We start from the raw sequence: 25,413 nt of genomic DNA on the forward strand, positions 1-25,413 counted from the left end.
TGTTGCAAGTTGAACCGTCTTGCAACAAAAGCTTTCATCACAGTCGCTAAGGTGAGGGTTACGAACATTTTTACTTCAATAATTTATTCACCGTAATCAACAATTCGTCAATCACTTCGGTCTCCCCTGCCTCGATCCGTTCGACCACGCAGCTCTTCATATGGCCTTCGAGCAAAAGGCGGCCGACGCTGTTGAGGGCGGATTGGGCAGCGGCGATCTGGTTAAGAACGTCGTCGCAGTAAGTGTCTTTTTCGATCATGCCCTTGATGCCGCGGATTTGGCCTTCGACGCGGTTCAACCGGGAAACGAGATTGCTTTTCGTCGCTTCGGAATGATGACTTTTACGCGGCAGCTTACCGTCTTCTCCAGGCGTATGACAGTGCTCGCCCTCCGAAACCGGCTCCACCTTCTTCTGAATCGTCATAAGTCCACTCCCTTCTTGGATGTATAAGCCCACCTTCGATCTGCCTTCATTCTAATATACCCCCATAGGGTATGTAAAGAGTTTTTAGATATTTCTTTGGCTACAACACATAATTGTGATCAGAATATGAAATTTTTAATCTTCTTTCCCTTACCTACTCCCCCTCAAAAAGAAATCTTTCGTGGGACGACCTAGCGGAGGGAGAAATTCAGTGAAGAACGCCTTTGAGCGCGGAAAGCCGTAGGCTTTCTGCGCGAGACAGCGTTCTGAACGAATTTCTCCCGCAGCGCCTCCCTCGCCAATTTCTCTTTGTCCCCCTCTTTTTTCCTGCTACAATGAAAGTCGGACTTCACAGCTAAGGAGCGAATACAATCATGGCGCAACTTTTTTTCAAATACGGGGCAATGAACAGCGGGAAATCCATCGAGATCCTGAAGGTCGCCCATAACTACGAAGAGCAAAACAAAAACGTACTGATCTTCACCTCCGGCATCGACGATCGCGACGAGGTCGGGCATGTCTCTTCCCGCATCGGCATGAAACGCGAAGCGATTCCGGTCTACGCCAGCACGAACCTGTACAACGAAGTGAAAAATTATCAAGGCCAAAAGATCAGCTGCGTGCTGTTCGACGAGGTGCAGTTTGTGACCAAGGAGCAAGTGCTGCAAATGACGCAAATCGTGGACGAGCTGAACATCCCGGTCATGGGCTTCGGTCTCAAAAACGACTTCCGCAACGAATTGTTCGAAGGCAGTCAATATATGCTGTTGTACGCGGACAAGATCGAGGAAATGAAAACGATCTGCTGGTTCTGCGAACGTAAAGCCACGATGGCGCTGCGCGTCGACGAGAACCGCAAACCGCTCTACGACGGCGAACAGATCCAGATCGGCGGAAACGACCGTTACTTCCCCGTTTGCCGCAAATGCCACGCCAACCCGCCGCTTTAAGCCGATTCATTTTATACACATAGATAGGCCGGTTCCTTGTCAGATTTGAACAGGGATACTGGCCTTTTTGCTTCATCTACTTCTGCCTAAATTCGATACCCCCCACCCGTACCCAACTCTCACTTTTGATAAAAAAAGCGCTTCCTTCCCGTCAAGTCCATGTGATACCATGATGCATATTCTGGCCCTGAGGGGGAAGTTGGATTGAAAATCGCACCGCTCGTCCGCAAATTTTTCGGCAGACTCCGCTTTAAAAGCAAAGTCATGGCCGTGTTTATGCCGCTGCTGATTCTCTCGCTGCTCACGCTTGGACTGCTGTCCAGCCATCTGTTCAGCACCTCGCTGATCGAACGCACGACGCGCAATGTGGCGGACGAGTCGAAGCTGATCCTTTCCCGTACGGACTATCTGTTTCGCAGTGCCGAGACCGCCTCGAACATCATGGTCACGGACATCAATCGCTTATACGAAACGCAATCCCCCGGCACGACGCCGCTCGAGAAAAATCGCTTCGCCAATCTGATGCAGAGCCGTCTCAGTATCGACCTGTCGATCTTCCGCGAAGTGGATGCCGCCGTGTTCGTTACCCGAGACGGAACGATGCACGCCTCCTACATGACGGCCAACGACGAAAGCGGCTTTGCCGACAGCGGCATGCTCGAACGCGTACGCGAAGCCGGCAGTTACGGCACCGATCAATGGTTTCCGATGGAGCGCCGCAGCTACCTGACCCCCGACCCTGCTTCTCCTGTCCTCACGCTCGGCAAAAGGGTCATCGACATCAACTCGGGCGAGACGCTGGGCACGCTGTTTTTGCTCATGAAAGAAGAACGATTCTCCGCCTTCCTCCAATCCAGTGACCCCGCTGCTCCCAAAGCTTATTATTTCGTCGACAGCGAGATGCGCATTACGGCCGCTGCCGACAAATCAAATTTGTTGGAGGAGGTACCTCCGTCGCTTCGCAGCGCTATCCAGCAGAATGGGCAGCAACGGGCAAACAGCGGATCAGATGTCTTTTCCTATTGGGAAAAAGGCAATCTGGTTACGGTCAGCCGCTACGCTCCGATGGAGTGGGAACTGGTTAACGTCGTCTCGCTGAAGTTGTTGACGGCAGACGTGCAGGAGAACGGCCGCTTGACGATACTGGTGGGCGCGATGTGCTTGATCTTTTCGTGGCTAGGGGCGAATTTCCTTTCCCGCATGGTCGTCGGTCCGCTCGAACGTCTGACTCGGGCTATGCGGCAGGTGGTGCGAGGCGAACTGAATCCGGTAACCGAGATTAAAAGCGAAGACGAACTCGGCACGATCTCCCAAGCGTTCAACTTCATGGTGCGCCGCGTGCGCGAACTGCTTGAGGAAGTGACCTTAGAGCAGAAGCGCAAACGGGAATATGAGCTGGCGCTCGTCAGCGCACAGATCAAGCCGCATTTTCTCTACAACACCTTAGATACGATCTATGTGCTGAACGAGCTCGATCGCAACGACGACGCGCGGGACACAACGAAGGCGCTGGCCGACTTTTACCGAACCGTATTGAGTCAGGGACGAGAGCTGATTATTCTAGAAAAAGAAGCCGCGCTCACTGACGATTATCTGGCGATCATGCAGATCCGTTATCCCGACGTTTTCCGCTATGAACTGGATATTCCCTCTGAGCTGTCCGGTACGCCTATTCCGAAACTGTCCCTGCAACCGCTGGTGGAAAACGCGATCTACCACGGCTTGAAGCCGACCGGACGCATGGGCTTTATCTCGATTCGCGCGGAAGCGAACGGCGATCGGGTGCGCATTCGGGTCAGCGACAACGGCATGGGGATGGACGAAGCCCGCGTACGTTCGATCCTAACCGCACAGTCGCAGGAAGAAGCCGTTTCGGTCGGTACGTACAGCGTGCGGCAGCGGTTAAAGTTATATTTCGGCGATGACTATGGCTTGAAGATCGACAGCACACCCGGCGAAGGAACAGTTGTGGAACTTTCGCTGCCCATTTTGCATACCCAAGGAGATGAGCCTCATGTATAAAGTGATGATCGTGGACGACGAGCCCCTTTTCCGGGATTACTTGAGGCTCAAAATGGATTGGGCCGCGCTCGGCTTCGAGATATGCTGCGAAGCACGGAACGGAAACGAAGCGCTGCTCGAAGCTGAGAAGCATCGGCCGCATGTGGCGTTGGTGGACATTAACATGCCGATCATGGACGGAATCGAGCTGGCTTCGAGATTGAAGACGCGTTTTGACCGGATTGCGATCGTGTTTATCTCCGGCCACAACGAATTCGACTATTTGCAAAAAGCGATCCGCACCGGCGTGCAAGATTATCTGCTCAAGCCGTTCAACGAGGAAGAAATGATCGCGACGTTGACACGCATCATTCCCCGCCTACCGGAACTGCCGCGCCGCGAAGACGAAGCGCAGGCGGACCACATGGAGGAAAACGAACACGATCTCGGCCATATCCGCGATACGATCGTGATGGCGCTGCGGATGCGCGATAGCGAGACGCTGGAGGAAGTCCGCAAGGCAATCAAGCTGCTTCGCTGCCGGTCCTAGGGCGACGAATACGCGGATGCGATGACAATGGGCTTCGTGTCGCTCGCGCTCTCGTATGCGGGCGAACGCGGCTTTTCGTATTCACGCGTCTGGGAAAGCGAGGGCGATCAATCGCCGCATGAACGGATGAAGGCGCTGAACTCCTGGGACGAGGCCGAGCAGTGGCTGCTGTCGCTGTACCGTCGCGTGATTCAATTGACCTCCGACACCCGTCCGACTAAGTCTTCCTTGCTCTTCGCTTCGGCGGTTGCGTACATCGAGAAGCATTATACGGACAGCGAACTATCTGCCGAACAGGTCGCAGGCGGCGTATATGTCGACCCCAGTTATTTGCGGCGCGTATTCCGCAAAGAATCCGGATACTCGGTCATGGAACATATCACGCATATCCGAATGAAAAAAGCGCGGGCGCTACTACTGGAAGGCAATCGAAAGCTCGCTGATATCGCAGAGAGCATCGGCTATGCCGATCCAGGATATTTCAGCAAAAGTTTTAAAAAACGCTTCGGCGTGACGCCAAGCGAATACGAACGAATCGCGAGGGGATATTTGTGAGGGGGGATTTGTAGGGAAGCGCGGGGCGGCTGCGGGGGAAATTCGTTCAGGACGCTGTCTCACCCGGAAGCATAGATGAAGATTCGGGGAGTAGCTTTCCGGGTTCAAAGGCGTCCTGAACTGAATTTCCCCCTCCGCCTCTCGCTTCGCTTCAAAGATTTGAAGTGTAGGAAGGTCAAAGTCAAAAGATTAGAAATAAGAAACATAAAGCGGCTCTTGATTTGGAGCCACTTAACGTGTGAGAAAATCCAACGTGACTGGAAGAGAGAAGACAGAGAGAGAAATTCAGTGTAGGAGCGATAGCGTTCGCCTTTGAAATCGAGAAAATTCCGCTAAAAATTTAATCCTTTTCTCGATTTCAACACGCGACCGGAACGAATTTCTCTCGGAGTCTTCTCGCTTCCCGCGCAAACGTGACTTTCTCGACATCTAGGCGGCTCTTAATTTAGAGCCGCTTTTTGCAGGTTGTCCCGTTTTGTCCGGGTATGGCCCGTTTTGTGCCTTAATAGCTGAGTGGGGGCGGACTATAATGAGGGCGTAACCGGATGAAAGACAGCTTTTCAAACAGACAAAGGGGGCACACCCATGAAATTGTTCAACAATCGTCTAGGCGCAGTTGTGATAGCGCTTTCCACGGCACTGCTAGTATCGGCTTGCGGATCGCAGGCGGCGAACGATACGACGCAGGCGGCTGCGGAAGGCGGCAAAGTTCAGATTAAGGTCTACGCGCAGCATTTCGACGAAGATACCAAAGGACCGTTCGATTACGCGGTAGAAGAACTCAAGAAGGAAATGCCGGATGTAGAGATCGTGCTCGATTCGGCGGTGCAAGACGGGTATCAGAAGCTGAAGACCTACGCGGCGACAGGCAATATGCCGGATATTTACTTCACGGATTGGACGACGCTTCAGACATTCGCCAAATCCAAAAACGTAGAACTGCTGGACGACTATTCGGCAACGACTGACTATAAAAACAATTTGAATACGGGCGTGGAATCGCGTCTGATCGCGCCGGACGGTCATGTGTATGCCTTCCCGGACACGGGCATCGAATTCCAACTTCTGTATTACAACAAAACGATCTTCGACGAAGTCGGTATTGACACTCCGATCAAGACGTACGACGAACTGATCGCAGCTTCGACCAAGCTTAAAGAAGCCGGTTATCTGCCACTATCCATTTTTGCCAAAGAAAAATGGATCACCAACGCCTTCTATAACGGCCTCGTGACTCGCGAAGATTCGCAAGGACTTGGCGCACTCGACGAACCAGGCGTAACGGCTTTGCCGGAAGCCTTTGTCACCGCTGCCGAGCAAATGAAGAATCTGCAAACCGCAGGACTGTTCGATGCCAATGCGACCAACACCAACTATGACCAAGCATCCTCGCTGTTCTACCAAGGCAAAGCCGCGATGTTCGTCAACGGTCAATGGGAAATCTACAGCTCCACCGAGAAACTGGGCGACCAAGTCGACTGGATGTACTGGCCGGCCAAGGACGAAGCGACGTTCGAGCAAGCGAAAAGTTCCATCAACGGAGCGGGCGCGCCTGGCGGCTATGCCGTCTCGCCGGGCAGCAAAAACAAGGAAACGGCTGTTGAAGTCGCGGCCTTTATTGCGAAAAAGTCTGCCGAATACCGATACACCAAGCTGGGCAGCCCGATCGTGACGCCGAAGGTCGACAAAGAAATCGCAGGCGATGTTCCGGCCATGATGCAAAGAGTCGCGGACGAGCTTCTGCCGAACGCGACCCAATATGCGAAAGCACTCAGCAGCACCGAAATTCAAAATGCCATGAACGATAACACGCAGAACATGCTGGTCGACGGCTTTACGCAAGAAGACTTTATCGGCAACTTGAACCGCACGCTCGAAAAGCAAAATCAATAATCCGATCCACCCAATAATTCCGCCCGAACCCCGACGTTCTTTCCTCGTACGGGGTTCGATTTTGACGGGAGAGCAAGGAGTCGAACCTTCTCATGAACAAATACTTGGGCAACAAAGCTGCACTGGCGCTTTTCCTGCTTCCCGCGCTTATCCTGTACAGCGTTATCTTGATCTATCCCGTGCTTCAAGGCGTCTTCCGCAGCTTCTACGAGTGGGACGGCCTCAGCACGGCGACCTTTATCGGCTTGGACAATTACAAGGAACTGTTCGGCGATCCGCTGTTGCTGACTTCTTTGAAAAACGGTGCGTTGTTCGCGCTGGTGCTCGTCGTGTTCCAGATCGGTCTGGGCACGGTGCTGGCTTTGGTCTGCGCCAACCCGCGCACGCGCGGCAGAAGGCTGCTCAAGACCGCTTATTTTATCCCGGTCGTTCTGTCCGTTACCGTAGTCTGCCAACTGTGGATAGCGATCTATGACCCGACCAACGGACTGATTAATCGCCTATTCGAGATGCTCGGATTGTCCTATCGCCAAAATTGGCTCAGCTCGCCGACCGAATCGATCATCGCGATCGCTTTCGTCAACGCTTGGCAGTTCATGGGTTACCAGTTCGCGCTGCTCTATGCAGGCGTTAAAGCCGTCCCCGAAGATTATTTCGAAGCAGCGACCATCGACGGCTGCGGCAAATGGCGCGCCCACTGGCATGTCACGCTTCCGCTGATGCGCGAGACGTACAAGTTCTGCTTTACGATCGCTATCACGTCCGGGATCGGCGCTTTCGTCCAAATGCTGATCATGACCAACGGCGGACCCGGCACGACCAACTACACGATGACCTTCATGATCTACCGCTATGCTTTTATGGAAAGCAACTATGGTTACGCCTGCGCGGTATCGGTGCTGCTCGTGCTGATTTCCCTGGCCGCAACGATGATTATCAACCGGGTATTCGACCGCGAACAGACGGCTTGATCCTTTTCATGACCCGTCTGCGCATCACCGAAAGGAGAATCCCATGACCTTGAAAAAACTCCAGCCGCTCGGACGCTTTATCCTGCAAATCCCGCTGTGGCTGTATTTGATCGTCTCGATCTACCCGCTGATCTGGATGATATCCTACTCGCTGAAAAACAATGACGAAATCTTCGTGACCAACCCGTTCGGACTGCCGACGCACTTCCGGTTCGAAAACTATGTGAATGCCTGGACGCAGTTCAATATTCCGAGGTATTTCCTGAACAGCTTCGTCGTCTCCCTGATCTCGACGGTGTTCATTCTGATTCTGGCCCTTATGTTCGCTTTTGCCGTGGCAAGAATGCGCTGGCGGTTCCGCTCCGCGGCCCGAACCTATATGATTGTGGGCATGTTCATGCCGCTTCAGGTTATCATGATCCCGCTGGCGATACTGGTGCGCGACTTCCATCTGACCAACACGTATGGTGCGCTCATCATTCCGTATATCGCGCTCGGACTGCCTTTTTCCACGATGGTGTTCTACGGGTTCCTGATGGGTATTCCCCGGGAAATCGAGGAAGCGGCCTGCATGGACGGGGCGAGCATTTATCGGCTGTTCCTGCGCATCATCCTGCCGCTCGCGCTACCCGCGATCGCGACCGTGACCATCTTCCAATTCCTCAACAACTGGAACGAATTCACGCTGGCCTATATCCTGATCTCCGACGAAAACATGAAGACGTTGCCGCTCGGCCTGCTCTTTTTCCAAGGCTCATACAGCACGGATTGGGGCGCGATGGGCGCGGTGATGACGATCGCTTCGCTTCCGATGGTACTGGTTTACTTGCTGCTCAGCGAACAGGTGGAGCGTGCGATGACCGTGGGTTCGGCTGTGAAAGGTTAATTGGATCGATACGTATGACCCCTATGAAAAAAGCCCGAACCCAGCGGATCAATCGATCCCCGAGGTTTGGGCTTTTCCATGTACAACGCTTGTTAAGTCGCGTTCGTCATCGGCTGTGCGTCGATCGCGATGATTCTGCCGAAGCTCCCGATATAGCGAACCGACCATCCAAAGTAGCAGCGCCACGTTCACGTAAACGACGACCAACCCCGTATAGATCCCGATCGTTCCCGCCTGCACCATCCACAGATTAGCGGTCACGCTCAGACTGAGCAGAATCGCCGGGATTCTCCATTTGCGATCGTACAGACACACAAAGATGGACAGCACCAGTGCCGGAACGCTATAGCGTTCATGAATCTCGGTCGGCAGCATGAAAAAGGCAAAGTTGACGAGTGCGGCGCTTTTGAGCAATGACGAAGCATTCAGGCGACTTTTCCATAAGTAGACCGCCGCAAACGCAACGAACAGTGCAAGCAACAGAAACCCGGCCGACCGCAGCGTGAGCACGCCGAAAACCCGTGTCGTATCCGGCGTTGTGGGTGATGTGCCGATAAAGTAATACCAAATGTTCATCGCGTTCATCGTCACCTGCGGATACATGCCGACGGCGCTGAGATAAGCTCCTTTTACCATCGCCTGAAGACCGCCTGCCTGCGCGAAAAACACGGCCGTTACGCCCATGATGCTTGTAAACCCTGCTGCGAACAACGCTAGTGAACGAATGCCTTGCCGATTGGCCAAGCGTCGCAGGAAATAAATGCCCAGCACGGCAAGCAGCGTCACGGCCTGAAACTTGCTGAGCAGCGCCAGCGCGAACAATACGCCCGCAAGCAGAGGCAGACTCGGCAGCATGAGAAGCATCGCGGCCATCAGCATGCTGTGCAGCATATCGACTTGCCCCCAAGACGCGCTGCCGAAGATCAAAGCCGGATTCAGGGCCAGCAGCGCCAACACGAACAATCGGCTGCGCGTGCGTCCCGCCGAACGGGTCAAGGGCAGAGCGGCGGCGAGCAAAATCAGATCCAGCACGATCAGCACGCCTTTAAAAGAAAGCTCGCCCGCCGCCGGCACAATGCCGAACCATCCGACCGCTGCGCGATAAAGATCCATCAGCAGCAGGAAGATCGGCGGATAGTTGATGCTGCTTCCTTCGATATATACGCTCGCCAAGCCGCGCTGCCGCACCTGCTCCATCCAATCGACAAAAAGCTGCTGGTCGCTCATGAAGCCTCCGTGCGGAAAAGCGACCGCGAAGCGGATTCCCGCGGCAGCGACGCCTAGCAGAACCATCCAGATCATGAATGTCCGGTCGGATAAAATCTCTCGTCGCGGCTCCTCCTGTTTTCGCATCGTTCGCTTCCTCCCTGCTTCTGTCGAACCTCGTTTTATCGCGGCATTCGAATCGACGGCGATGCCGCGAATCCCAACAGCGTCCGAATTCGTTTGATTTGCGCTCATCATAGCATGCCGCCATCGGCCGCTCAACTTCACGTTTTTTGCCGCCTAACTGCAAGAATTGACCGCTATGCTGCTGTGTCAGCGCTCCCCGTTACGGGTAAAACAGGGCAACTCAACCATGTGGAGGTGCAACGCCCATGCAAGACTATCCGAACTCCGGTGTGCCGGACGCAAGCCGTCCCGAAGATCGTCTGCCTGAAGACGTCACTTATCTGCGTACCAAAATCGTCAATGTCGTGATGATCGGCAGGCCGGGAGGCGAATGGGTACTCGTCGATACCGGAATGCCCGGTTCCGCGTCCAAGATCGTGAAGGCGGCTCGCGAACGCTTCGGACGGGAAAAGCCCGAGGCGATCCTGCTCACCCACGGCCATTTCGACCATACCGGTTCGCTTGATGATCTGCTTGATCTATTCCCGGACGTTCCTTTATACGCCCATGAACAAGAACTTCCGTTTTTGACGGGCAAAGCGGATTATCCGCCCGGCGATCCGACCGTCGGCGGCGGACTGATGGCAGCATCGGCTCCGTTTTATCCGAACAAAGGCATCGATCTCGGAGAACGCGTTCAGCCGATGCCTGCGGATGGAAGCGTTCCCTTCCTGCCCGAATGGCGCTGGCTGCATACTCCGGGCCATTCGGAAGGACACATCTCGCTGTTTCGCAGCTCGGACGGTACGCTGGTGGCCGGAGATGCTTTTATCACGGTGAAGCAGGAGTCGGCGCTGGCCGTACTCACTCAGCGCCGCGAGATCCACGGACCGCCTACGTATTTCACGCCGAACTGGGAAGCGGCGCGTACCTCGGTCGCCCGACTGGCTGCCTTACGGCCTGCTTCAGCGATTACCGGCCACGGCGAACCGATGGCAGGAGCCGAGCTTTCGCAAGGACTCGAGCAGCTAAGCAGCAATTTCGATACAGTAGCGGTTCCCGCGGCAGGCCGCTACGTGGATTCGGCGCATATCGATCCGGAAACTTGAATATCGAAAAAAACTGCCGTTGTGATCGATCGGACGCGCTGCAGGATTTTTATCGCATCTTCAGCTTTCGTTCATCTTTCATTCATTCGCTAGACATAGACTGGGAATCAAGGATCAGAAATTCCTTGATTCCCAGTCTTTTTTCTTAATTTTGTCGAATGAATCACTATAAAATTAAGTCTTAAGATCTATTTTCGGAAATAAAAATCCAAAAAATTCAAAAAAGAGTATTCAAATCTTTTCATACCTTACCGATATAACAATTATTAGACTTTATTCGACAAATTAAGACTTTTGAAATAGGGAGGGCCTCTCTCTTCTCTTTTCAAAAAGCTCAGGAGGCCCACACCATGAAAAACTTGAACGTCCGCTGGAAAATCTTGATTCTTACTTTCATCTCCGCCCTTCTGCTGGCCGCAGTCGGTTACAGCGGCTACGACGCCACCAAGAAAGTGTCCGACGCTTCGGAACGCATGTACAACGAGAACGTGAAAGCCATGGCGATTTTGGACGAAGTACGCACCAACAATATCTCGATGCAGTCGATCGTGCTCGAAATGATCATCGCTACCGACCAGGCGCAGCTTGCTAAACTCAAAGACGCGCTCACCCAAGCACAAAAATCGAATAACGCTTATTACGAACAGTTGAGCACCTTGGACATGTCCACCGAAATGAAAACGCAGTATGACGCTTTTCGCGCCGTCGTTCCGAATTATCGCGCCGCGCTTGAAGAAGTCGTGACTTTGAGCGAACAAAACGAAAACGATCAAGCTTACTCCGTATTTTCGGAAAAAGTTCAATCGCTCCGTCAGGAAACGAACGATATGCTGCAAAGCATCACCACCTTGCAGGCCAACGAAGCCCAAAACAGCAGCGAGCAAACCGTCGCGCTCAAAAACGGGTCCCTGCTCCTGATTCTCTCCCTGCTGGCAGCAGGCATCGCACTCTCTTTGATCGTCGGTTACCTGATTGCCCGCGCGGTCTCCGCGCCGCTTCGCAATATCCAGCAGCTGATGCAAAATGCGGCAAACGGCGATCTTACGGTCCGAGCCGACTATCAATCCCGCGACGAAATCGGGCAGCTGTCGTATTCCTTCAACGGCATGATCGCAGGTCTTCGCGGCATCATCCAAAAAGTAGACGAGAGCGCCATGACCCTGTCCGCGTCTTCCGAGCAGCTGACGGCAAGCGCCGAACAAACAGCCGTCGCTTCCGGTCACATCGCTTCTTCGTCCAGCGTTCTGGCTGACGGCTTCGAGACGCAAACGCGGACGGTATCCGGCGTCTCGCACTCGGCCGATCAACTCGCCGATCATATGACCAGCATCCGCGGCGGCAGCGAGTCGATCGCCGAACTTGCCGAACGCACCGAACAGTCCGCCAATGCAGGCTTGAGCGAAGTCCATGAAGTGCTGCAACAAATCCGGGATATCGATACCAGCGTAAGCCATACCGGAGCCGTGATGACGTCGTTGGAGCGCCGCATCGAAGATATCGACATGCTCGTCTCCGCGATTCAACAAGTCGCCAAGCAAACGAATCTGCTCGCGCTGAACGCTTCGATCGAAGCCGCGCGTGCCGGAGAAGCCGGAAGAGGCTTCGACGTCGTGGCCCAAGAAATCCGCAAGCTGGCCGAGTCTGCTGCCGAATCCGCTTCGCAAATCACGGAAACGGTTCGTTCCGTCCAAGACGAAAGCCGCAAAGCCGTCGTCTCCATGAACGAAGCCGCAGGTCGAGTGAAGCAGGGCGTCGAAGGCGCCGGACGCGTATCCGATTCCTTCTCTTCGATCCAGCGTTCGGTCGCCGACGTCTCCGGCCGAATCGGCGAAATCTCCCGCTCCATCGCTTCCGCTTCCGGCCAATCCGTCGAAATCGGCCGCGCGATGCAAAGCATAGGTCGCGTCACCGAACAAGGCGCCGCAGGTCTTCAAGAAGTCAGCGCCGCGAGCGAGGAACAACTGTCCACCATGGAAGAAGTCAACGGCTCCGCCCGTTACCTCTCCCAACTCGCCGAAGATCTTCAGCAGGAGATGACGAAGTTCAAGCTGTAACCGGACATGGATCGGGTTCGCGAAACTCCGGCGGAATCGCACCCTTGCCGGACAATCGGACGAAGTCCGAACCTCAAAACTTAAGCATGTTTCTCGGCCGCGGGCGGAACGCCACCGCCTGCGGGAAAGAGTTCCTTCCCTTTCCCGCGGCCGTTTACCATACACCAAAAACCCCGGCAGATTATATGCCGGGGTTTTGTGCGGTGGGGGAAGTTTGGTTTTAATGAAAAGCTCGTGGCGGAGAGTAAGATTCGTGCAGGAGTGCCCGACCTTCATCGAATATTCTTCCCCGAAAAGTCGGACACGCTCGCCTTTGAAATCGGGAAGCTTCCTCCATCGAATCCATCCTGCTTCCCGATTGAGACAGCGACCGAAACGATTCTTACTCGCAGCCCTGCCGCTTTTCATAAAACGAACGGGACTTCCCTCAATGCCGCAGCAAAAGCATCAGAACTCCTGCCGCAAAATCGAATAGAGTTCGGAGTCGTGGAATTCTCCCTTGAAGTACATATGCTCCCGCATCCGGCCTTCCCGCTTCATGCCGAGCCGTTTCATCACATTCGACGAAGCTTCGTTCTCGGGACGGCAGGTGGCCGAAATCCGGTGAATGTCGAGCTCGCCAAAGCCCATGCGCAGCATAGCGAAAGCCGACTCCGTCGCATAGCCTTTTCCCCAAAACCGCGGATTGAACGCATAGCCGATCTCCGCGTTAAAACCCGCCTTATGAATGCCGCAGCCGCCGATCAGCTCTCCGGTTTCTTTTAGCGTCACGACCAACTCGTAACTTCTGCGCGGAATCTCGCGGCTCATCTCGATCATCTGCTCGACGAATTCCTTTGTTTCCTCCTCCGTGTTCGGACCCCACATGGAATAGCGAACCACAACCGGATCGGAGGAATAGGCGTGAACGGCCTCCCAGTCACTTGGAACGGCATCGCGTAAAATCAGGCGCTCCGTTTCGATGGAAATTTTCATGTTCATTCCTCCTTTTTTCATATCGATTATGAACCGACTCGCTCATTCTGACAAGATACGATCCATGAATATCCCGCGTTTCCAGACAAAAACGGACGATGCTTTCCTCTTTCGAGAAAAGCATCGTCCGTTGTTAGGCAGATCGCTTGGTGAAAACGTCGACTTATTTCGAAGCTTCGTAAGAGGCCAGGAATTCCTTCACCTTCGCAGGGTCCGCAGTCAGTACGTTGCCGGTGTCGACAAGCGGGCTGACCGTGGAAGCGGCTTTGATCTTGTTGCCTTCGTAGAATTGCAGGATTTCGTCCTGGTTGATCGAGTACAGAACTGCTTTGCGCAGATCCGCGCTCGTGCCGACCGGACGGTTTTCCGCCGTGTTGAACAACAGATACGTTACGGCGTTGCTTTCCAGCGTTTGCAGCTGCAGCTTGGAATCGCCTTCGACCACGGAGAATTTCGTTTCCGGCACGCCGTAGTACGAGTAGATTTCTCCGCTGCGCAGAGCCGCCAGAGCGCTGTCCGCGTCGGCGATAAAGCGCACGTCGATCTTGGAGATGTTCGGTTCGTTTTCCGTACCCGGCATGTAAGCAGGGTTTTTGACGAACTTGGCGTCGTAGTCGTTTTTCTTCGTCAGGATGTAAGGACCGCTGGCGTACAGCGTGTTGTCGTAAGCCGCGCCTTCCGTTACCGTATTCTGGTCGCCGTAAGGAATGTCTTTCGTCACGTCGAATTTGGCTACGTCATACGTGTTGATGCTTTCGACTTGTTTCTTCGACACGATGCCCGCCGATTGGTGGGCCAGGTAGTTCAGGACTTGCGGGAAAGGCTCGGTCGTCGTCAATTTTACTACTTGGTATTTGCCCGCCGCATTGTCGGCTTGCGTCTTGTCTTCGACCAATTCCGAGATCGGAGCTTCCAGACCGGCTTCAAGCGCCTCGCGAATCGTTCCGCCGCTTGCCGCCTGCGCGGAATCCAGCGAAGCCAGATCCGTTACCGCTTCGACGGTGCCGATGTGTTCGTGCAGCGAGTAGGTACGGTGATCCGGTACGGAATCTTTGTTTTTCGCGCGGTCGAGCGAGAAGATGACGTCGTCCGCGCCTACGCGTTCGCCCGTATCCACGGCTTTGTCGCCTTCGACTTTAGCGAAGTTGATATCGTCGCGCAAGATGAAGTAATAGTCGGAGTTGCCGTCGGCGATGCTGAAGTTGCGCGACAGCGAACCGTCGGACGTGATTTTGTCGTCGTCCGTCAGGTTGATCAGACGCACGTACATGTTGGTGTTGATCGTATTGATCGAACCGTCGTTGCCTTTGATCGGGTCGAGCGAAGTCAGCGTGGACATCGCCTGCGTGATCAAGAGCGGATCGGTTGCGTTTTTGGCCGTGTCGTTGAACGAGATGTCTTCCCAAGCCAGAGCGCGGGATTTGGACAGGCGAACGGATTCCGGATTCAGAATCTCTTTGTTGATCGCCTGGCTTTTCAGCGAGATGTACAGCGGCGCGATATAGGCATTGTCGAACACGAGCTTTTGCTCCAGTTCTTTATATGTCGCTACATAGTCTTCCGGCGATTCCGTCGCGGCCTTGTCGATCAGGGAATCGATTTCGGAGTCGGCCAGGATGCTGTAGTCGCCGCCTGTCTTGAACAGCGAACGTACCGCGTAGTCCGGGTTGCCGGTTACGGTCGTCCAGCTGGAGAGAGCGACATCATAGTTGCCTGCATCCTGCTGCGACTTGAAGCTGCCGTAGTCCGGCTGCAGATTCAGCTTCACGTTGAAGCCGTTTTTCGTCAGTTGGTCGCGGATGATGTTGACGTCCGATTCTTGCGACGTCATCGCCAGCAGCTCGATATCCACCGGAGTGCCGGTCGTTGTCGTTTCCGCCGCCGTCTCGCCTTCCGTCTCGGTCGTCGTTGCCGCCGGAGCAGCCGTATCCGACTTCGTCGTTACCGACGAGCAGCCTGCCAGTACCAGCAATAAGGACAGCAGCAGTACGGTCAGCGTTTTGGTGAACTTGTAAGATTGACGCATGTTTTTCTCCCCCTTTATATGTGTAACGCTATATATTTGGTCCAAAGCTCCTCGGACGCATGCGTCGCGAACTTTTAATCCAGCTTCGGATCGAGCGCGTCCCGCAGTCCGTCGCCCAAAAAGTTGAACGACAGAACCAGGGCGATGATCGCCAGACCCGGATAAACGGCCAGATAAGAGTTCGTTTCCAGATACGCGCTGCCGAGCTTCAGAATGTTGCCCCATTCCGGAATATGCGGCTCCACGCCGAGTCCCAAATAACTGAGACTGCTCGTGGAGATGACGGCCGTGCCGATGGTCAAAGTCGCCTTGACGATCATCGGAGCCATCGAATTCGGCACGATATGCTTAAAAATGATCGACAGATTGCCGGAGCCGAATGCTCTTGCCGCATCGACGAATTCGTACGTGGATACCATCAGGACGTTGGCTCTCATCGTCCGGGCGTAAGTCGGGATAGCCCCTACGCTCAGCGCGAGAATCAGATTGACCGTGCTCGCGCCGAACGCCGCGATGATCGCGATCGCCAGCAGGATGCCGGGGATCGAATACAGAATATCCAGCGCCCGCATGATGACGTTGTCGGTGCGCCGCCCGTAGTAACCGGACACCGCACCCAGAATGCCGCCGATGACGAAAGGAATGATCGTGGACACGGCGCCGACGATCAGCGAAATCCGGGCACCGAATACGATGCGCGAGAACAAGTCGCGGCCGAAGTTGTCGGTACCGAGCGGATAAGCCAGACTCGGGGTCTGAAGAATCGCGCCGTAGTTGTTTTCCACCGCCATGCTGTAGTCGAAGGTGAAGAGACTGCAGACGGACAAGGAGAACAGGAAGAAAATGAAGAACATCCCCAGCATCGACGTGGTGCCTCTCGACAAGCGCTCGATCGCGTCTTCCCATCTTGGCGAAGCCGGCGATTTCTGGCTGCGGATCTTCGCCAGCAGAACGATGCCCAGCAGCAGAGCGAACAGATTGCCTGTCGCGGTAGTCAAGATTAGTGCGAAAGCCAGCCACATCATCTTCGGCGGGACATGACTTCTTTTCACGAAAATAGCAATCAGAATCAACGAGAGAAACTGGAATCCCGCCACGATCATCAGCACCAGCATGCCCAGCGGGAATGTGTCGGCTACGTAAGGCTTGAACAGGTTGAGCGCCGAGATTCCGATCACGCCGATCTGCGTCATGACCATATATCCGGCGAATACGTATTCCGGCGTCTTGACCTTCTTTACAAGCTGGAAGGCCGCCGCCGTCGCGAATACGTTCCCCGTCGCCAAGCTGAGCAGCTGCACCCAGCCGAGCACTCTTGTCCGGCCGCGAATGTAACCTGTCGCAGCCAGATCATGCCGGATCAATAAAGAAATCACGACTTGTACCAATGTAAAAAATGCGTAAGCCGCCGCGATCGTCAACACGCCGGACTTGATCGCGCCCGTGCCGTAGTCGAACGAATTGGCCAGCAGGACCAGCGTCAGCAGCAGCGAAGCGATCCAGGCGAAGCCGGATTGCGCGTACTCTGACGAAGCGCGCGTGCCTCCGCCGAGGCCGGCATCCAGCCCCGACGGGGAAGAACCTGCGGCCGAAGGTTCGGTAACCGATAACTCGGACATTTCGCATGTCCCCCTTTTTGTCTAGTATTGCTTCATCTTGGTACGGATTCTCGGATCGATAAACGCGTACAGCACGTCGATGATCACATTGACGAGCGAGATCGCGATCGCCGTGTAGACGACGCCGCCCATCACGGCCGGAATATCCGGAACGAACTGTTTATCGACGATATAGCTGCCGAGACCGCTGATATTGAAGACTTTCTCCGTGATCGCCGCTCCGCCCAGCATCGCGCCGAACTGAAGGCCCACCACGGTAACGATCGGAATAAGCGCGTTGCGAACGGTATGCTTCATTAATACGGTGCGACGTCCAAGCCCTTTGGCTTTGGCCGTCAGGATATAATCTTCGTTCATGACTTCCAATGTCGACGAACGGGTCATCCGCGCTACCGCCGCCGTCAGTCCCGTGCCGAGCACAATGACCGGCATGATGAACGACAACACATTCCCCGGCGTGTAGGTGGCAGGCAGCCAACCCAGCTTGATCGAGAAGCCGAGAATGAATACCAGACCTTGCCAGAAGTTCGGGATGGACAAGCCGATGAGCGCGATGAACATGAAGCTGTAATCGAGCCAAGAGTTACGGCGCGCCGCCGACAGGATACCGATCGGCAATGCGACCAGCAAGGCCAGCACCAGCGAGAACGAAGCCAGCATCAACGTCACCGGGAACTTTCGCATGATGGTGGACGCGACATCTTCGTTACCCGCGAAAGATTTGCCCAGGTCCAACGTCATCACGCCGCGAATATTGTCCCAAAGCTGTACGAGGTAGGGACGATCCAAACCGTAGATTTGGTTGAACCGGTCAATCTGTTCGGCGGTGGCCGTTTCCCCGAGGATGTTCGCCGCCGGGTTCATCGGCGAGAGGTTCAAAATCGTGAACACCAGGGCTGATACGCCGACAACCACGAACAGAGTCATCAGCAGTCGTTCGAATATGTATTTCGAATAGGCATTGCTGTACAGCAGCATCAGAATCACCATCGGGAATCCGATCACGAAGGCAATAGCCGCAAAGACCGGATTGGCGATCAGCGCTTCGAACGTCGCCGCGTAGTCGTTTCTCGGAACGTTTCCGCCGCGCGCGCGTTCAGCCGTGATCTCGTCAGCCTTGGCTCGAAGCCGTTCCTCCACTCGCTGGTCAACCTCGCGCTTGGTCTCTGCCTCGCTCGGCTGCTGTTTGAAAAATCGCTGTTTATCCGCCAACTGCCGGGCAAATTCGGTTCGCAGTTCCTTTTCAACGCCGGATGCTTTCAGTTCCTGAAGTACCGCAGCGCGCAGCTGCGCGTATCCCCCGCTGCCGCGACGAGCAAGCCATACGGCAAGCACAATCAGATTGACTGGGGCTCCGAGCAGCAATAACCAGAAGCGATAGCCGGGAATGCCCAACATTTTGCGGTATAAACGTCCGATCGGCGCATGCCAGGACGATTGTTGTTTTTTTTCAGCCGCCTCCATAAAAAACTTGCCTCCTAAAACGTTGCAAATGTATAATTCGTTCATAGCGATTTAATTCCGATTAATATACTCGTATTTATAAGTCGTATTTTAGGGTTCAGACTCCTAAAAAGTCAAGAGATACCGAAAACATTTTTGGTGACAGCATATAACGGATAAGATAACGGGGGCCGACGGGGATGGAAAAACTGTTGCAAGTCAGCAATTTACGCGTATCGTTCGTAGCGCGCGAGACCGAAACGGAAGCGGTGCGCGGCGTGAGTTTTGAATTGAATAAAGGGGAAACGCTCGGGATCGTCGGCGAATCGGGCAGCGGAAAAAGCGTGACGGCCCGCGCGATCATGCGGCTGCTGCCGGAAGCCTCTTCCCGCGTCAAAAGCGGAGAAGTCATGTTCCTCGGACAAAACCTGGCGCAAAAAAGCAGAAAAGAAATGGAAGCAATCCGGGGTCGGGATATCGGAATGATTTTCCAAGACCCGATGACGTCGCTCAATCCGACGCTGCGCATCGGCGAACAGATCGCCGAGACGCTGCGCAAGCACCGTAAAATTTCCAAGCGCGAAGCGAAAACGGCAGCCGTCGAAATGCTCAAGCTGGTCGGCATCCGCGATCCGGAAACGCGCTTCAACCAATACCCGCATGAATTCTCCGGCGGGATGCGCCAACGCGCGATGATCGCGATCGCGCTCGCCTGCCGTCCGTCGCTGCTGATCGCCGACGAGCCGACCACCGCGCTTGACGTGACGATTCAGGCACAGATTCTGAACGTGATGAAGCAGATGCAGGAAAAGCTCGGCACGGCGATTGTCCTGATTACGCATGATCTCGGCGTCGTGGCCGGGATGTGCGATCGCGTCGTCGTCATGAAAAGCGGCCAGATCGTCGAAGAAGGCCGGACGGCAGACATTTTCGCGAACCCGCAGCATCCGTACACGAAAAAGCTGCTGAACGCGCTCCCGCGTCTGGACGAGCCGAAAAAGCCTAAGCCGGGACGCGTCGTTGGGACGACCGACACTTCCACGATTGTTTCAACCGAAGACACCCCTGCTCCCCGACCGCTGCTTGAAGTCCGCTCGCTCCAGCAGCATTTCAATCTGGGCAAAGGACGTACGCTCAAAGCCGTCAACGATATCAGTTTCTTTATCCGCGAAGGCGAAACGCTGGGCATGGTCGGCGAATCCGGCAGCGGCAAATCGACGACGGGCCGCGCGATTTTGCGGTTGCACGAACCGACTAGCGGCGACGTCTTATACCGGGGCATGGCCGTCAACCGGCTGTCCGCCAAAGAAATGAAACTCATGCGCCGCGAGATGCAGATGATTTTCCAGGACCCGTACGCTTCGCTCAACCCGAGACTGAAAGTACTGGACATTATCGGCGAAGCGATGGACGTGCACGGACTGACGAAGGACGCCAACCAACGCCGGGCGCGCGTGGAGGAACTGCTGGAGATGGTCGGTCTCGATCCGGCGTTCGCGCTGCGTTACCCGCACGAATTTTCCGGCGGCCAGCGTCAGCGGATCGGTATCGCCCGGGCGCTCGCGGTCGAGCCGAAGTTTATCGTCTGCGACGAACCGCTGTCCGCGCTGGACGTGTCGATCCAGTCGCAGATCGTGACGCTGCTGGAAGACCTTCAGCAAAAGCTGGGCCTGACTTACTTGTTCATCGCGCACGACCTGTCGATGGTGAAGCATATCAGCGACCGCGTCGCGGTAATGTATGCGGGCAAGATCGTGGAGCTGGCGGAAAGCGAAGAGTTGTACAACAACCCGCAGCATCCGTATACCAAGTCGCTGCTGGCGGCGATTCCGGTTCCCGATCCGACGATCGAAGCGAAAAAGAAACGCACATTGCTGGAAGAGGATCACGGCGAGGACAAGTACGGGCTGGAAGGTTCGGAGCTGGTGGAGGTGTCGCCGGGGCATTGGGTGGCGGTGCAGACGAAAGAATTGGCGGGGGATTGAAATTCGCTCGACGTTTGGTGTCATCGGCATTCGTAACGACTCCTGGTTACGAGGCGTTCTATAAAAAGACGCATACACCGTAACGAAGGGGGAATCGTAATGAGAAAGTTTAAGCTTCTAATGATCGGGCTGTTGTTGTTCATGATGATCGCCTATATCGTGCAAAGCTTGATGTACCAAACTTTTAATCCGATGATGTCAACCCTACTGTTTGCCGGTTGTGTCATCGTTCTTGTACAAATGCGAAAAAGCTTGACCCATACGCATGATTGAAAATAATCAAATTCCAACCCGAATTTTTCAAAAAAAGAACTCCTTCGTTAATCGGTTTGTTCACCGATCCAACGAAGGAGTTTTCTTTTTCGAATATTCCGAGAAATTCTAAGGTTTAAACCAGTGTCCGCTCCACTGCCGGCGTACCCGCTGCAGCAGCCTTCTTCACCATTCCCCGCGCGATATGCACGCCGGCCGCTCCGGCTTGCGCCAGGCCGCGGGTGATGCCGGCGCCGTCGCCGCCGCAGTACAGGCCGCGGATTTCGGTTTCCAGCGTCTCGTCCAGCTTCGGACGGGCGGAGTAGAATTTCGCTTCCACGCCGTAGAACAGCGTATGCTCGGAAGCGATACCCGGCGTTACTTTTTCCAAAGCTTCGACCATCTCGATCAAGCTTTTCATCGTGTTGTACGGCAGCACCAGTCCCAAGTCGCCCGGCACGGCTTCTTTCAGCGTTGGCTCGAGGAACCCTTCGCGGATACGTTCCGGCGTGGAACGGCGTCCGCGCAGGATATCGCCGTACTTCTGCACGATCACGCCGCCGCTCGACAGGTCGTTGGCGCGTTCGCAGATCTCGCGGGCGTATTCGTTCGGTTTGTCGAACGGCTCGGTAAATTTGTGCGATACGAGCAGGGCAAAGTTCGTATTTTTCGAACCCAGCGCCGGGTCTTTGTACGAGTGGCCGTTGGCCGCCATGACGCCGCTGTGATTCTCGACGACCACGTGGCCCGAAGGGTTGCTGCAGAAGGTACGCACACGCGTACCGACCGACGTATTGAATACGAATTTCCCCTCATACAGATGCTCGTTGATCTGACGCATCACGACATCGGACGTCTCGACGCGCACGCCGACGTCAACCTGGTTGTTGGTCAGCTTCAGGCGGCGTTTTTTGAACACGTCCGACAACCAAGCCGAACCGTCGCGGCCCGGAGCGATCATCACGCGCGACGCTTCGAACTCTTCCCCGTTTTTCAAACGGATGCCGGTCACGACATGCTCTCCGCCTTCTTTTACCGTGATCAGGTCTTCAACTTCGGCTTTATATTTCATCTCGACGCGCGGCTTCAGGTATTCGAAGATCGACTTCAAAATCTCCAGGTTCTGCTCGGTACCCAGGTGACGGACTTCGGCGCGCAGCAGCTTCAGACCCGCCGCATACGCGTTTTGCTCGATATCGCAAATCACGTCGGTCGTCGGATCGGTGATCGACTCCGTCGCGCCGTGCTCCAGGTTGATCGAATCGACGTATTGGATCAGTTCCAACACCTGCGAAGGCGCCAGATAATCGGTCATCCAGCCGCCGAACTCCGTCGTAATATTGAACTTGCCGTCGCTGTACGCGCCCGCGCCGCCGAAGCCTGCCGTGATCGAGCAGGCCGGCAGACAGCCCGCGAACTCTTTGCGTCCGGCTGCCGGAGGGCAGAATTGGACTTTGTTTTCCAAGATCGGGCAGCGGCGCTTGTAGATATCGTGGCCTTTGTCGACCAGCAGCACTTTCCAGTCCGGCGCTTGGCGGGTCAGCTCATAGCTGGCGAAAATGCCCGCAGGACCCGCGCCTACGATGATACAGTCGTATTTATTGGATTTTTCGGCGTTTTGTTCGTTGAGTTCGAGCGTGATGGAATCGGTCATGATCGGTCGTATCCTCCTCTGATGGGCGCATACCGTGCTTCGGATTTTCGGCAGCCAAACGCGCAAAAAAGCCCGGCTCCCGGCAGGTATGCGAAAAGCATCCTATCCGTAGCCGGGACTTTACGGTTCCCTGGTAGAGACTCCTGAACCTTATCTTCAGGAATATACGAATGATTATATGGTCAATGATAATATTGTTCGCGTTTCAACAAAACCTATCATAACCAATCAGTCGGATTGAGTCAAGTTTATTATTCGTATTTTTCAACCTTTTATCTTTCTTCAGCAAATAAAACTAAGAATATAAGCCTATTTCCGAACAATATAAAAATAAAGTAAACTTTTTTTCGTATAAAGTTTTATTTCATTCAATGTCACGCTTCAACTCGCGAAATACGTTTTTTGTTTCCGATGCTGGCAGCGCTTCTTATCCGTCTTCGCGACGCAAAATTTGGAGCAGCGAATCCTGCAACCGTCCCATTTCGTCCGGCTGGTCTTGCTTTCTCAAGAATTGCACGATCAAGCGCTGCCGGTCTCCGTTTCGATTCAACGTATACAATAATCCTTCGCTCTCCGCTTCGCGCGTGCCGCCTTTCGCTTCGAAATCCCGAAAGCGCAATTTATCCAGCAGTTCGCTCCGCTCGCTTTCCGGCAATTCCGGCTGAAGGATCGTCGTCACGAAACGAACAACTTCGTGATCCGAAGGATTTTCGGCAGCTCCGTCGGCCACAGGCCCCAAACGAAATACCAGCTCTCTCAGATTGCCGTCTTTGACGTTGCTCCAAGCCGTATATTCGTATTCCAGACCGGGCTTGCCGAACTTTTGCACCGTTTCGGTCAAAAGAGGAATGCTGTTCTGGAAAGACTGTGCTTCTTGTTCGGAAGGAAAGATTCGAACCGCATCGGGATTGGCTACCGCCGCCCATGACCATTTGAATTCTTCGTACGTTTTCGCGAGCCGCGGTTCCGCAATGTCGTTTTCCGCTTCGGACGGATCGATATTGACGGTCGGCAGCTCTTCCGCATACCGCGAAGAGCCGTCGACGGGCGAAAGCCCGGATGCGGCCGGATTTGGCTGACCGTTCACGGTAGCCCCGCCGTTTGATCCCGTTCCGACCCAATTCGCGATTCCCCCGCTCTGCACGATCACCACGCTCGCGATCGCCACCGCTGCCAATCCTGCGCCTCCGCCCGCCCATAAACGCCGCCGTTTCGCATTCACTCCCGTTCGCTTGGGCTCTTCTTCCGGTTCTTTGGTCCAAGAGCGAATCCCCGTCAAAATCCCGCTGCGAATTTCTTCCTTCCGCTGCGCGCTCAGCTTCGGAATATCCACTAATCCTTTCCCCGGCTCGCGTCCGTTCCCTCCCGTCGGTCCGTTAGTCCCCGTCACTTGCTTCTCCCCCGATCCATTGTTGAAATTCGCCGTTTTTGCGCAGGACGCGCAGCGCCCGGTGGCTGATCGTTCGTACCCTTCCTTCGCTGCAATCCAGCAAAGCCGCCGTCTCTTTCACGCTCAGTTCTTTTTGATACAGGAAAAAAATCACTTCCCGATGCTCAGGCTTCAACGAGTCCAACAGTCCCCACACCTTTTCCCGACGTTCTTCCGTAAGCGCGGCGCGTTCGGGCTGGTCGGAAGCAGGCGCTTCTTCTTCCTTATGCGGCAAAAATCCCGGCAACGCCCACCGTTTGCGGCGCACCGCATCCAACGCCGCATTGCGCGCGATCGCCGTCAGCCACGTTTTCGGCGACGATTGTCCTTTGAAGCTGTGCAGGTTCCGGTACGCCTTGATAAACACCTCCTGCAAAATATCTTCCGCCTCGCTCCCCCGCTGCCCTAACATAAAGTACAAATACTGATGAATGTCTTCATAGTACAGCTCGAACCATTCGGCGATCAGGCGCTCCCCTTCCGACTCGTAAGCCTCGCCCGCCTTTCCCGAATCCGAATGCCCGTCCGGCTTCGGTACAAGAAACGGTTTCCTGTCCCTATCCCGTTCCCGCTCAGCCAAGACAACTCCCCCTCTCTGTCTTCTTTTTTTGATTAGACGCGTCTGCTGCGGAAAGTATGTCACAATCGGTCCGATGCGGCAGGAACTTTTTTCGAACGCGTCGAATAACCCTAGCTTTGAAAGGACGGTGTTCCATGCAAGTTCGTTTATCCGATTATACCCCTCGCTGGGTGCAAAAATTCGACGAAGAAGCCCGGTTTCTCCGCAGCGTGTTCGGACCCGAGATTATAGGTTTCGAGCATTTCGGCAGCACCTCCGTTCCCGGCATGAAAGCCAAGCCCGTCATCGACATGATGGTCATCGTGCGCGATATCCAGGCAGTCGATGCGCGTAACGAGAAGATGGCCGAACTCGGCTACGACGTCGCGGGCGATTGGGGCATTCCGGGTCGGCGTCTGCTGCGCAAAGGCGGCGAGGAACGCACGCACCATATCCATTTTTACGAGTCGGACAACCCGCAGATCGCGCGTCACCTGATCCTGCGCGATTATCTGCGGGAGAAGCCGGACGAAGTGCGCGCGTATAGCGATCTCAAAGAACGGCTGGCCTCGCAATTCTCGGAAACGAGCGGCTACAGCCCGGCGAAAAAAGAATTTGTCGGCGAATTGGAAAAGCGTGCGTTGGCGTGGGCGGCAGCGTCCGGAAGATACGGCGAGTAAGCAGCGCGCATGCGCGAACAGCCCGGACCGAGGTCCGGGCTTTCGGCTTTGCAGGCGACGGGATGC

General features: G+C 54.8%; 21 protein-coding genes and 1 riboswitch. Of the genes, 12 read left to right on the forward strand and 9 right to left on the reverse strand.

What is annotated here, in order from left to right:
* Nucleotides 1-70: 70 nt before the first annotated feature.
* Nucleotides 71-424, reverse strand: a complete 354-nt coding sequence (locus tag HRQ63_RS16090; RefSeq protein WP_037285218.1) for a metal-sensitive transcriptional regulator — start codon at nucleotides 422-424, stop codon at nucleotides 71-73.
* Between the two features lie 374 nt (nucleotides 425-798).
* Between HRQ63_RS16090 and HRQ63_RS16095 the strand changes: the two genes are divergently transcribed.
* From HRQ63_RS16095 to HRQ63_RS16120, 7 genes are all read left to right on the forward strand, one after another.
* The gene (locus HRQ63_RS16095; RefSeq protein WP_172245578.1) at nucleotides 799-1,374 is read left to right on the forward strand and encodes a thymidine kinase; all 576 of its coding nucleotides are present in this window, start codon (nucleotides 799-801) and stop codon (nucleotides 1,372-1,374) included.
* Nucleotides 1,375-1,578: 204 nt separating this feature from the next.
* The gene (locus tag HRQ63_RS16100) at nucleotides 1,579-3,396 is read left to right on the forward strand and encodes a cache domain-containing sensor histidine kinase (RefSeq protein ID WP_229714227.1); all 1,818 of its coding nucleotides are present in this window, start codon (nucleotides 1,579-1,581) and stop codon (nucleotides 3,394-3,396) included.
* Nucleotides 3,389-3,925 (forward strand): response regulator, encoded by a 537-nt coding sequence (locus HRQ63_RS25965; RefSeq protein WP_229714228.1) that lies wholly within the window; start codon nucleotides 3,389-3,391, stop codon nucleotides 3,923-3,925. Before HRQ63_RS16100 ends, HRQ63_RS25965 begins: the two co-directional genes overlap by 8 nt.
* Before the next feature lie 27 nt (nucleotides 3,926-3,952).
* Nucleotides 3,953-4,480 (forward strand): helix-turn-helix transcriptional regulator, encoded by a 528-nt coding sequence (locus HRQ63_RS25970; protein ID WP_229714229.1) that lies wholly within the window; start codon nucleotides 3,953-3,955, stop codon nucleotides 4,478-4,480.
* Between the two features lie 585 nt (nucleotides 4,481-5,065).
* Entirely contained in the window at nucleotides 5,066-6,373 is a 1,308-nt protein-coding gene (locus tag HRQ63_RS16110) for an ABC transporter substrate-binding protein (RefSeq protein ID WP_172245588.1), read from the forward strand.
* A gap of 92 nt (nucleotides 6,374-6,465) precedes the next feature.
* Complete coding sequence (locus tag HRQ63_RS16115) at nucleotides 6,466-7,344, forward strand: carbohydrate ABC transporter permease (RefSeq protein WP_172245590.1); 879 nt, start codon at nucleotides 6,466-6,468, stop codon at nucleotides 7,342-7,344.
* Between the two features lie 43 nt (nucleotides 7,345-7,387).
* Nucleotides 7,388-8,230, forward strand: a complete 843-nt coding sequence (locus HRQ63_RS16120; RefSeq protein ID WP_172245592.1) for a carbohydrate ABC transporter permease — start codon at nucleotides 7,388-7,390, stop codon at nucleotides 8,228-8,230.
* A 48-nt stretch (nucleotides 8,231-8,278) separates the two neighbouring features.
* Here HRQ63_RS16120 and HRQ63_RS16125 read toward each other — a convergent pair whose 3' ends face one another.
* Nucleotides 8,279-9,583, reverse strand: coding sequence for a hypothetical protein (locus HRQ63_RS16125; protein ID WP_172245594.1), 1,305 nt, complete (start codon nucleotides 9,581-9,583; stop codon nucleotides 8,279-8,281).
* Nucleotides 9,584-9,828: 245 nt separating this feature from the next.
* Here HRQ63_RS16125 and HRQ63_RS16130 point away from each other — a divergent pair, with 245 nt between their 5' ends.
* Complete coding sequence (locus tag HRQ63_RS16130) at nucleotides 9,829-10,671, forward strand: MBL fold metallo-hydrolase (RefSeq protein WP_172245596.1); 843 nt, start codon at nucleotides 9,829-9,831, stop codon at nucleotides 10,669-10,671.
* Between the two features lie 350 nt (nucleotides 10,672-11,021).
* Nucleotides 11,022-12,725: a methyl-accepting chemotaxis protein gene (locus tag HRQ63_RS16135; RefSeq protein ID WP_172245598.1), complete on the forward strand. Its 1,704-nt coding sequence runs from the start codon at nucleotides 11,022-11,024 to the stop codon at nucleotides 12,723-12,725.
* A 447-nt stretch (nucleotides 12,726-13,172) separates the two neighbouring features.
* Here HRQ63_RS16135 and HRQ63_RS16140 read toward each other — a convergent pair whose 3' ends face one another.
* The 4 genes from HRQ63_RS16140 to HRQ63_RS16155 form a co-directional block, all read right to left on the reverse strand.
* Nucleotides 13,173-13,700 carry a GNAT family N-acetyltransferase gene (locus tag HRQ63_RS16140; protein WP_216673964.1) on the reverse strand — a complete coding sequence of 176 codons (528 nt, stop codon included), beginning with the start codon at nucleotides 13,698-13,700 and terminating at the stop codon, nucleotides 13,173-13,175.
* Between the two features lie 163 nt (nucleotides 13,701-13,863).
* On the reverse strand, nucleotides 13,864-15,726 hold the full coding sequence (locus tag HRQ63_RS16145; RefSeq protein WP_172245600.1) for an ABC transporter substrate-binding protein: 1,863 nt from the start codon (nucleotides 15,724-15,726) through the stop codon (nucleotides 13,864-13,866).
* Between the two features lie 74 nt (nucleotides 15,727-15,800).
* Nucleotides 15,801-17,345 (reverse strand): ABC transporter permease, encoded by a 1,545-nt coding sequence (locus HRQ63_RS16150; RefSeq protein ID WP_172245602.1) that lies wholly within the window; start codon nucleotides 17,343-17,345, stop codon nucleotides 15,801-15,803.
* A gap of 21 nt (nucleotides 17,346-17,366) precedes the next feature.
* A complete protein-coding gene (locus tag HRQ63_RS16155) occupies nucleotides 17,367-18,809 on the reverse strand; it encodes an ABC transporter permease (protein WP_172245604.1) in 1,443 nt (480 codons plus the stop codon).
* Nucleotides 18,810-18,988: 179 nt separating this feature from the next.
* On the opposite strand from HRQ63_RS16155, the gene HRQ63_RS16160 reads away from it, so the two are divergent.
* Together HRQ63_RS16160 and HRQ63_RS16165 are read left to right on the forward strand one after the other, a co-directional pair.
* The gene (locus HRQ63_RS16160; protein WP_172245606.1) at nucleotides 18,989-20,773 is read left to right on the forward strand and encodes an ABC transporter ATP-binding protein; all 1,785 of its coding nucleotides are present in this window, start codon (nucleotides 18,989-18,991) and stop codon (nucleotides 20,771-20,773) included.
* 99 nt (nucleotides 20,774-20,872) lie between these two features.
* Complete coding sequence (locus tag HRQ63_RS16165) at nucleotides 20,873-21,046, forward strand: hypothetical protein (RefSeq protein ID WP_172245608.1); 174 nt, start codon at nucleotides 20,873-20,875, stop codon at nucleotides 21,044-21,046.
* Between the two features lie 115 nt (nucleotides 21,047-21,161).
* On the opposite strand, the gene HRQ63_RS16170 is transcribed toward HRQ63_RS16165, so the two are convergent.
* From HRQ63_RS16170 to HRQ63_RS16180, 3 genes are all read right to left on the reverse strand, one after another.
* Entirely contained in the window at nucleotides 21,162-22,679 is a 1,518-nt protein-coding gene (locus HRQ63_RS16170; RefSeq protein WP_172245610.1) for an NAD(P)/FAD-dependent oxidoreductase, read from the reverse strand.
* Between the two features lie 89 nt (nucleotides 22,680-22,768).
* Nucleotides 22,769-22,869, reverse strand: a riboswitch (purine riboswitch).
* 237 nt (nucleotides 22,870-23,106) lie between these two features.
* Nucleotides 23,107-24,069 carry a hypothetical protein gene (locus HRQ63_RS16175; RefSeq protein WP_172245612.1) on the reverse strand — a complete coding sequence of 321 codons (963 nt, stop codon included), beginning with the start codon at nucleotides 24,067-24,069 and terminating at the stop codon, nucleotides 23,107-23,109.
* The gene (locus HRQ63_RS16180; RefSeq protein WP_172245614.1) at nucleotides 24,056-24,688 is read right to left on the reverse strand and encodes an RNA polymerase sigma factor; all 633 of its coding nucleotides are present in this window, start codon (nucleotides 24,686-24,688) and stop codon (nucleotides 24,056-24,058) included. Before HRQ63_RS16180 ends, HRQ63_RS16175 begins: the two co-directional genes overlap by 14 nt.
* A gap of 134 nt (nucleotides 24,689-24,822) precedes the next feature.
* Between HRQ63_RS16180 and HRQ63_RS16185 the strand changes: the two genes are divergently transcribed.
* Nucleotides 24,823-25,347, forward strand: a complete 525-nt coding sequence (locus tag HRQ63_RS16185) for a GrpB family protein (protein ID WP_172245616.1) — start codon at nucleotides 24,823-24,825, stop codon at nucleotides 25,345-25,347.
* Nucleotides 25,348-25,413 lie beyond the last annotated feature (66 nt).

The sequence above is a fragment of the Saccharibacillus endophyticus genome (genome assembly GCF_013185185.1).
Classification (GTDB): Bacteria; Bacillota; Bacilli; order Paenibacillales; family Paenibacillaceae; genus Saccharibacillus; species Saccharibacillus endophyticus.